10 protein-coding genes are annotated in these 7,898 nt (G+C 36.7%); 3 read left to right on the top strand and 7 right to left on the bottom strand.

Going from position 1 to position 7,898, the window contains the following annotated elements:
- Window positions 1-30: 30 nt before the first annotated feature.
- The 6 genes from ACZFYI_RS11865 to ACZFYI_RS11890 all read right to left on the bottom strand — a co-directional run bounded on the left by ACZFYI_RS11865 (window position 31) and on the right by ACZFYI_RS11890 (window position 5,268).
- A complete protein-coding gene (locus tag ACZFYI_RS11865) occupies window positions 31-1,737 on the bottom strand; it encodes an OmpA family protein (RefSeq protein WP_462524342.1) in 1,707 nt (568 codons plus the stop codon).
- Window position 1,738: 1 nt separating this feature from the next.
- The gene (locus ACZFYI_RS11870; protein ID WP_462524343.1) at window positions 1,739-2,710 is read right to left on the bottom strand and encodes a deoxyhypusine synthase family protein; all 972 of its coding nucleotides are present in this window, start codon (window positions 2,708-2,710) and stop codon (window positions 1,739-1,741) included.
- 98 nt (window positions 2,711-2,808) lie between these two features.
- Window positions 2,809-3,417: an OmpH/Skp family outer membrane protein gene (locus ACZFYI_RS11875; protein WP_462524344.1), complete on the bottom strand. Its 609-nt coding sequence runs from the start codon at window positions 3,415-3,417 to the stop codon at window positions 2,809-2,811.
- 84 nt (window positions 3,418-3,501) lie between these two features.
- Window positions 3,502-3,735: a hypothetical protein gene (locus ACZFYI_RS11880; RefSeq protein ID WP_462524345.1), complete on the bottom strand. Its 234-nt coding sequence runs from the start codon at window positions 3,733-3,735 to the stop codon at window positions 3,502-3,504.
- Window positions 3,736-3,739: 4 nt separating this feature from the next.
- Window positions 3,740-4,642 (bottom strand): histone deacetylase family protein, encoded by a 903-nt coding sequence (locus ACZFYI_RS11885; protein ID WP_462524346.1) that lies wholly within the window; start codon window positions 4,640-4,642, stop codon window positions 3,740-3,742.
- Between the two features lie 62 nt (window positions 4,643-4,704).
- Window positions 4,705-5,268 (bottom strand): hypothetical protein, encoded by a 564-nt coding sequence (locus ACZFYI_RS11890; protein ID WP_462524347.1) that lies wholly within the window; start codon window positions 5,266-5,268, stop codon window positions 4,705-4,707.
- A gap of 157 nt (window positions 5,269-5,425) precedes the next feature.
- Between ACZFYI_RS11890 and ACZFYI_RS11895 the strand changes: the two genes are divergently transcribed.
- A complete protein-coding gene (locus ACZFYI_RS11895) occupies window positions 5,426-5,830 on the top strand; it encodes an AlbA family DNA-binding domain-containing protein (protein ID WP_462524348.1) in 405 nt (134 codons plus the stop codon).
- A gap of 2 nt (window positions 5,831-5,832) precedes the next feature.
- Here the strand turns inward: ACZFYI_RS11895 and ACZFYI_RS11900 are convergent, their stop codons facing one another.
- Window positions 5,833-6,198: a phage holin family protein gene (locus tag ACZFYI_RS11900; protein WP_462524349.1), complete on the bottom strand. Its 366-nt coding sequence runs from the start codon at window positions 6,196-6,198 to the stop codon at window positions 5,833-5,835.
- 183 nt (window positions 6,199-6,381) lie between these two features.
- Between ACZFYI_RS11900 and ACZFYI_RS11905 the strand changes: the two genes are divergently transcribed.
- A complete protein-coding gene (locus tag ACZFYI_RS11905) occupies window positions 6,382-7,131 on the top strand; it encodes an acyl-CoA desaturase (RefSeq protein ID WP_462524350.1) in 750 nt (249 codons plus the stop codon).
- Window positions 7,132-7,388: 257 nt separating this feature from the next.
- Entirely contained in the window at window positions 7,389-7,754 is a 366-nt protein-coding gene (locus ACZFYI_RS11910; protein ID WP_462524351.1) for a BlaI/MecI/CopY family transcriptional regulator, read from the top strand.
- Window positions 7,755-7,898 lie beyond the last annotated feature (144 nt).

Genomic DNA, 7,898 nt, shown 5'->3' on the forward strand with positions numbered 1-7,898 from the left:
ATAAATCTAAACTTATTTGATGAATCAAAACTAATTTTCAATCAATAATTCTACCCTTCTGTTGATTGTTCTTCCTTCCTCAGTATTGTTATCGGCTATAGGACGGGTTCCTCCCCAACCTGATATTCGGACTCTTTCAAATTCAATCCCATTAATGGTAAGATAGCCACGGATTTTTGATGCTCTTTTCATGGAAAGGTCTTTATTCAGGGATGGATCTCCTGCATTGTCTGTATGACCTTCCAACCTTATTTTGATTTCAGGATTTTCTTTGAGAAATAATACAAAGTCATCCAAAACCTGTATGGATCGGGAATCTGCAAAATCTGAAGTTCCTCTGTTAAACTGAATGTTTTCCAGTATTATTGCCGTTCCCGCTACAGCTGGTTTTAGCAAAATTTCTTTTCCTTCCAATTCCATCAGGCTGCTTTTATCCAATAGTTTTGGAATGTATCCTTTGGAACTTATTGTAAAGTTAACCCATTGTGGTTCTTCTATTTCAACCCAAAGTTGCTCTTGACTTGACACCTCTTTTTTTACTCCCCTATCATTGCCTATTTCAATTTTATAGGCTATCGGGTTTTTGGTTAAGGCATCAAGGATGAAAATATCTTCTCTTTTCTTTTTTGAAGGCAAGACAGGGTTGTCTACAAGTTTTTCTTCTGGAATAATTTCCGTGACGCTATTTACAGAATCAGCAGTAACTATTGGAATAATTAGTTGGCTGGAGTCTTTTTCAACTAGAAGCGTATCTGACTTTTCCAATGCGACAAAACTTTCAGCTTTTGGTTGCGATTCTACTGCTATTGGAAGTTTGGTGATTACTTCTTCTTTGGCAAGTAATGGCTCAATGGTCTGGTATTTGACTACAAAAAAATCTCCAAAACCCTCACTGTTTTTAGTACTTGTAAAAACAGCATTATTTTCTCCTCCCGGAATTTTTACATATCCCATTTCAGAGCCTTGGGTATTGGTATTTTCGACTGGTGAAGGAGCAGTCCACTTTTCCCAAGATGAACTGGTTCTTTGGGAAAAATAAATATCCTTTCCTCTTCTGTTTTCCATATAATTAGAAGAAAAATAAAGCGTCTGAAGGTCATCAGACAGGTATGGGCTATGCTCTTGGGCAAAAGTATTGACTTGAGAGCCAAGGTTCAATGGGGAAGACCAAACATCATTTGATTGTTTGAAACTGACATAGATATCTTCATTTCCAAAACTCCCAAAGGAAGCCATGGACATGATCATGATATTTCCATCTGAAGAAAGCCTGCCACTGAAGTAGGTTCCATTGTTCTTAAAATTACCCATTTCTACAGGTCGGAGGTAATTCCAAGAATTGCCAAATCGTGAATATTGGTGAATTCCCTGTCTTTTTCCATTTTGGCCGCTATGGTAAACCATTGCAGTCAAAGCATCTGAAAAACCCACAAGCACATCGTTTCCTGTTGTAGATAAATCAGGAACTCTTTGTGGGGCTTGCCAATCTCCATTACCATCCAATTTGCTGTACCAGATGTCCCCAAAATCTGTTGGACCTCCGGCGTTTTCAGGATGAAATCCAATTGTAAAAAACAATTCACCATTGGGAGAGAAAACAGGGTTCTGCTCATCGTAGGGAGAATTTAAAGGCTTAATCGGGCTTATCTCTTGCCCGAATACAGCCGAAAAAAGGAAAAAAGCAAGCAGGAAAAACCCACTTGCTTTTGATAAAATACAGTTACTTTTTAATTTCATTTTATTGATCCAGGACAATTGCAAAAATCAGTGGTGCTACAATGGTAGCATCTGATTCTATTATAAATTTTGGTGTGTCAAGTCCAAGTTTGCCCCAGGTTATCTTTTCGTTTGGTACAGCTCCGGAATAGGATCCGTAAGAAGTCGTAGAATCAGAAATCTGACAGAAATAACCCCAAAGCGGTATATTGTCTCTCTGTAAATCCTGGTGAAGCATCGGAACAACACATATTGGGAAATCACCAGCAATTCCCCCGCCAATTTGAAAAAATCCTACAGTACTTTCGTCTTTTGCGTTTTGGGTGTACCATTCTGCAAGAAACATCATGTATTCTATACCTGTCCTTACAGTATGTACATTCTTTACATCACCTGAGATTACATGACCTGCAAACATGTTGGCTAGCGTTGAATCTTCCCATCCAGGAACGATAATAGGAAGGTTCTTTTTTGCAGCTTCCAACAGCCATGAATTTTTTGGATCTATCTGATAACTTGACTCTAACTTACCTGATAAAAGGATTTTATAGAAAAACTCGTGTGGGAAATAACTTTCACCGGCTTGGTCAGCTTTTACCCATTCCTCCAAAATCACATTTTCTATCCGTCTCATGGCTTCCATTTCAGGAATGCAGGTGTCTGTAACCCTGTTCATGTGTCGGTTTAACAAATCCTGTTCTTGCTCAGGAGACAGTTCCCTGTAATTTGGAATTCTCTCATAATAATCATGAGCAACAAGGTTGAAAACATCTTCTTCTAAGTTGGCGCCTGTACAGGAAATAATCTGGATTTTGTCTTGACGGATCATTTCAGCAAGTGAAATTCCCATCTCGGCCGTGGACATAGCTCCTGCCAAGGTGACCATCATTTTGCCATTGTTGTCCAAATGGGTTTTGTACCCTTCCGCAGCATCGATCAAGGCTGCTGCATTGAAGTGTCTGAAGTTATGTTTTAAAAATTCTGTGATTTTCATAAAGTGATTGTTGAATTTTTCGGTGCAAAAGTACCAATTTAATAGACATAAAAAAAGCCCGACTGGAAGTGCCGGGCTTCATAAAATAACAGGATTACTTATTTTGCAGGAGCCGGAACTTTAGAAGCATCGTACTTCTTATTGATCCCTTCGACCACGATATCTGTGATATCCAAAGCTTTATTTGAATACCAAATTGCCCCACCTCTAGTATAAGAAAGGACCATTTCTAAATTATTTGCCTCAGCATATTCAGTCAAATATTCTTGGATCTGATCATAGACATCGCTATACAATTTTGACTCGTCTCCGGACAATTCCTGCATGATGTTATCTCTGTAGGTAACCAGGTTTTGTTCTTTTTTCACCAATTCATCTTGTTTGGCTCTTGCTTGATTAGGTGTCATCGCTTGGGCTGTCTGCTGAAAATTCGCTACTTCCTGCTCAAATCCCTTTGCTCTTGATCCTAATTCACTTTCAAAGTTCTTTCCCTTTTGGGTAATTTCTGCAGATTTCTCTTTGAAATAGGTATATCTGGCGATCACACTGTCGGTCAATACATAGGCAACTTTCAGGTCTGCCACACTTACTTCCGCATTTGTTTCGGTTGATGCCGTTCCTTCTGTGCTTTTACCAGCTTGGTCACACGAAGAAAAAGTCAAAGCTGAAATACCCGCCAAGACTAATAATTTTGCTGTTTTTTTCACGATTGTCTTTTTTCTAATTGGCGCAAATATAAACAAAGTATCTTTTTTGCAAATTTTATTTGAGGGGTCAAATGTTAATTTCCGTTAAAGATCTTTTTTCTTTTGATCAATCAGCGTTTTGTAAACTACAGCCTGTCCAAAAAGCGACAATCCCGCAAAAATCAAAGACAAACTGACCGTCCCTGTCAAGAACCAAGTTATAAACGGTTTTTCTAAAGATTTTGCGATGATGGCCTCTCCCATTACACTCAATCCAAAACCCATGACCAGAATCCCAGTCACCGCATATCTAAGCCATTTTCTTTTTAAAGTTTCCATATATTTAGAAGTATAAGTCTTGCGCAAGTCTAAAAGTGTTGGCGTGTGCTTCTACAATGAGGCTCAACTTTTCGGAATATCCTCCTCCCATGCAGCACATAATAGGTATTGCGTGTTTTTTGGCCGATTCCAAAACAGTTTTATCTCTTTCTTTACAGCCGGCTATAGACAGCCCCAATCTACCCAATTTGTCTGAATCCAATACATCCACCCCACTTTGGTACATAATGAATTCAGGTTCAATGGAATCAATCAATTTTGGTAAAGTTTCTTTCAAAATTTTCAAGTATTGGAAGTCGTCGATTTTATCAGGCAATCCGATATCGAGGTCTGAAGTTTCTTTATGCAAGGGATAATTGGAGTCTCCATGCATGCTGAATGTGAATACAGATGGATTGTTTTCAAATATTTTAGCTGTTCCGTTTCCCTGATGAACATCCAAATCCACAACCAAAATTCTTTTGGACAATCCGTTTTCCAAAAGGTAATTTGAAGCAATCGCAATATCATTCAACAAACAAAAGCCTTCTCCCCTGTCTGCAAAAGCATGGTGGGTCCCACCTGCCACGTTCATTGCTATGCCATATTCCAGAGCAAATACTGCCGCCTGAACAGAACCACTCATAATATGAATTTCCCTTTCAATCAATTGCTGACTAAGGGGAAAGCCTGTTTTTCTGATCTCTGATTTACTTAAGCCCAAGGATTTTAATTTGGCAAAATAGTATGGGCTGTGGGTTGTTAGGATCCATTTATCATCCAAATTTTCGGGAGTAAAAAAATTTGATTCCATGACTGTACCTTCATAGAGAAGCTGTTCAGGAATCAGGTTGTATTTCTCCATCGGGAATCTGTGTCCCTCCGGAAGAGGATGGCAATAAACAGGGGACCAGGCAATTTTGAGCATAACATAAAAAACGCTTGTTGTTTAACAAGCGTTTTCAAAAATGGTTTGACAATACGATATTTCTAATCATCCACATCTTCTTCCTCTGACTGAAAAGCATAGAGTGTATCATCGAGAACCAAAGTGTCTTCATTAAATTCTTTTACAAACTTCGAAATCACCTTTTCATTTATTTCGTCGACATTCAATGCAGCATCCAAACCTATCCCATAGTCATGATTCATGTCCACATCGACGAATTCCTGGACTTTCACCGATTCATCTTCTTCTATATCCATGATGATTTCAGTCATAAACCAACCAATCTCTTCCTCCTCACTGCTCAATGGTTTGAGATTTCCATTCTCATCTTCCTCATAGTGAATCCCCTTAAAATTGGAAAATTTCTTTGCGGCTTCATGTTCTGCGAGCTCATAGACTTCAGATGCATGATGTAACCTTAATGTATAAAGGGCTGCATCGTAGATTACTTCTTTGCCTTCGTGCATTCCAATAAAATAAAAATTAACAAATTCCTCGGAATTATCCTCCCCGGGGACAATCTTAAAACTCTTCTTAGAGGTTTCAAGTTCTTTTTTTAAGGCTGCTATGGTTTCTGGTGCAAAACCTTCATTTTGGTATTTCATATTATAAAAGTTTGTGGAATTGTTGACAACATACAACGGTTTCTGCTGACTTAAAAGCATATATACCACAGAAGTTAAACTTTTTTGATTTAATTACTTAAAATACAAGGTTTTATATTAAAAAAAAATGTTGTTACCAAAAAAAAATGAAGAATTTTTGAAAACCCTCTTAAAAAGAAAAGAGAGTGATACAATTGACTTTAAACAATTGATAAATTCTCCCCAAAAATTCGCAAAAACTTTGGTTGCTTTTGCTAATACTGAGGGAGGAATTATTGTGATCGGAGTTTCCGACAAGAAAAAAATCATAGGAATAGATCCTCTAGAGGAAATTTTTATGGTCGAAAAAGCTATTTCCGAAAATTGTGAACCTCCCCCCATTCTCCAGTTTGAAATTCTAGAAACAGTTGAACTGAATGAAAGAAATATTGAAACAGAAAAATCTGTTTTGCTGGTACATGTCAAGAAATCAGATAAAAAACACTTTTTTAAAAATGAAAATGGTGAGAAGTCTTATTATCGTCGGATAAATGACCAAACCCTACCCTCTTATGAATTTTGAAACTAGCGACTCCGACCCAAATTTACTCCAAGAAGAGAATTGATGAGACTAAGAATCAAGCTAAACAACAAAGCCCACCAAAATCCATCGACTGAAAATCCCGGAATAATTTCTGCAGCCAATAAAATAAGGATTGCATTCACTGCAAGCAAAAACAAACCCAATGTCAAAATTGTAATCGGTATAGTCAGAAAAATGAGAATAGGTTTGATGGTCAAATTCAATAGAGTCAATAATGCCGCCACAACCAAAGCCGTAAAGAAATCTGTAACATCTACTCCGGGGAGAATATATTGGGCTATTAGGACAGAAATGGCCCCAAGGACCAATTGCGTGATAATCTGAAATGCCTCTCTGGATTTGCTCATGATTTCAATTTTTTTTTAAAAATATGAATTAATTTCAAACCCTTGGTTAAAATCAGGATCTAGCCAGATAAATCCATTTTGATGATTTTTATCATTTAACACTCCGTTCCTACAACTTTGATTTAAATTTTTGATTTTTGAGTATATCTTTACAGAATCAATAATAATCTTAATCCCATAAAAGTGATTTTAATCGTTTTCTTCCTTTTGCATTGGTATTTCTCCTTGTTTTGCCAAAGTTTCTTCCTCCATAGGTATGCTGCCCATCAGATGTTTTCAATGAATAAATATTGGGAAAAGTTTTTTTACATTTTTACTTGGGCATGTCAGGGTAGTTCATATCTCTCACCGAGGGCATATGCTATTTTGCATAGAATGCATCATGCTTACAGTGATACTCCAAAAGATCCCCATAGTCCACACCATACAGAGAACCTTTTTACCATGATGTGGAAAACAAAAAATATTTATAATGATTACTTCAGTTTTAAATTGAAACCAGAGGAAAGGTTTTCAAAAGATGTTCCCGATTGGAATAAATTCGATCTTTTTGCAGACACAATGATTGTAAGACTTGGCTGGGGTGTGTTTTATGTCTTGGTATATGTGTTAAGTATTTCAGTATTTGAATTGGCAGGAACACATTGGTGGATGTACTTTTTATTACCTATCCACTTTATGATGGGTCCGGTACATGGTGCCATCGTTAACTGGAGCGGCCACAAATATGGTTATGCAAACTTTGACAACAATGACAAATCCAAAAACAGCTTGTTGTTAGACGTTTTGATGCTTGGCGAACTATTTCAGAACAATCACCACAAATTACCTAACAGGCCAAACTTTGCTGTAAAATGGTATGAATTTGATCCTACCTACCCAATAGTAAAACTTTTGCACGCTACAGGAATAATCAAACTTAGGCCGATTTAGCCTAAATAGTTATAATTCATCTTTAAAAACCTCCAAATGGAGGTTTTTATTTTTGTATCGGTATACTTTCTGTTAAAAGGTTAATATTTGTATTTCATGATTTTTTCATGATTTTTTTTAATTAATTCCATTTCAGAGAACTAAATATGGTCTCATTCATTTCTATTTTAAAGAACTCAAAAAAATATTTAAAAAGTTTGCTTGGAATTAAGAAACTAAATGGATAAGTTGGAAACGAATTTAAACTTAAACACATTATGAGAGAACTAACCCGCGCAGAAGAGCAGATTATGCAAATTCTGTGGGATATCGAGCGAGGCTTCGTGAAAGATATCCTAGAAAAAATGTCTGAACCCAAACCAGCCTATAACACTGTCTCCACGATAGTGAGAATTCTGGAAAGAAAAGGATTTGTCAATCACAAAGCCTATGGAAAATCACATGAGTATTTTCCTATAGTATCTAAGGACGAATACCGAAGCTTTTCAATCAAGAATCTTCTTGCTGGGTATTTCAGTGGTTCGTTTGCAAAACTTATTTCGTTTCACTCCAAGGATAAAAATATTGATGTGAAAGAAGTAGAAAAGATCATGGAAGAAGTAAAAGGTGATTTGAAAAAATAATCTTAGAAAATCATTCATAAAAAGCGCTTTCAATCTTGAAAGCGCTTTTTTTTTGGATTCCAAAATGAAGAAATTGAAATTTTTAACTCGCAAGGTCATTTTTTTCAGTTAAAAAGTTTAAAAAGATACCTGTGTTCATTTCAA

It is taken from the genome of Aquiflexum sp. (assembly GCF_977115555.1).

Excerpts from the sequence above, each read along its gene's own strand:
- ACZFYI_RS11865 (WP_462524342.1), bottom strand. The coding sequence starts at position 1,737 with ATGAAATTAAAAAGTAACTGTATTTTATCAAAAGCAAGTGGGTTTTTC.
- ACZFYI_RS11870 (WP_462524343.1), bottom strand. The coding sequence starts at position 2,710 with ATGAAAATCACAGAATTTTTAAAACATAACTTCAGACACTTCAATGCA.
- ACZFYI_RS11880 (WP_462524345.1), bottom strand. The coding sequence starts at position 3,735 with ATGGAAACTTTAAAAAGAAAATGGCTTAGATATGCGGTGACTGGGATT.
- ACZFYI_RS11885 (WP_462524346.1), bottom strand. The coding sequence starts at position 4,642 with ATGCTCAAAATTGCCTGGTCCCCTGTTTATTGCCATCCTCTTCCGGAG.
- ACZFYI_RS11890 (WP_462524347.1), bottom strand. The coding sequence starts at position 5,268 with ATGAAATACCAAAATGAAGGTTTTGCACCAGAAACCATAGCAGCCTTA.
- ACZFYI_RS11900 (WP_462524349.1), bottom strand. The coding sequence starts at position 6,198 with ATGAGCAAATCCAGAGAGGCATTTCAGATTATCACGCAATTGGTCCTT.
- ACZFYI_RS11910 (WP_462524351.1), top strand. The coding sequence starts at position 7,389 with ATGAGAGAACTAACCCGCGCAGAAGAGCAGATTATGCAAATTCTGTGG.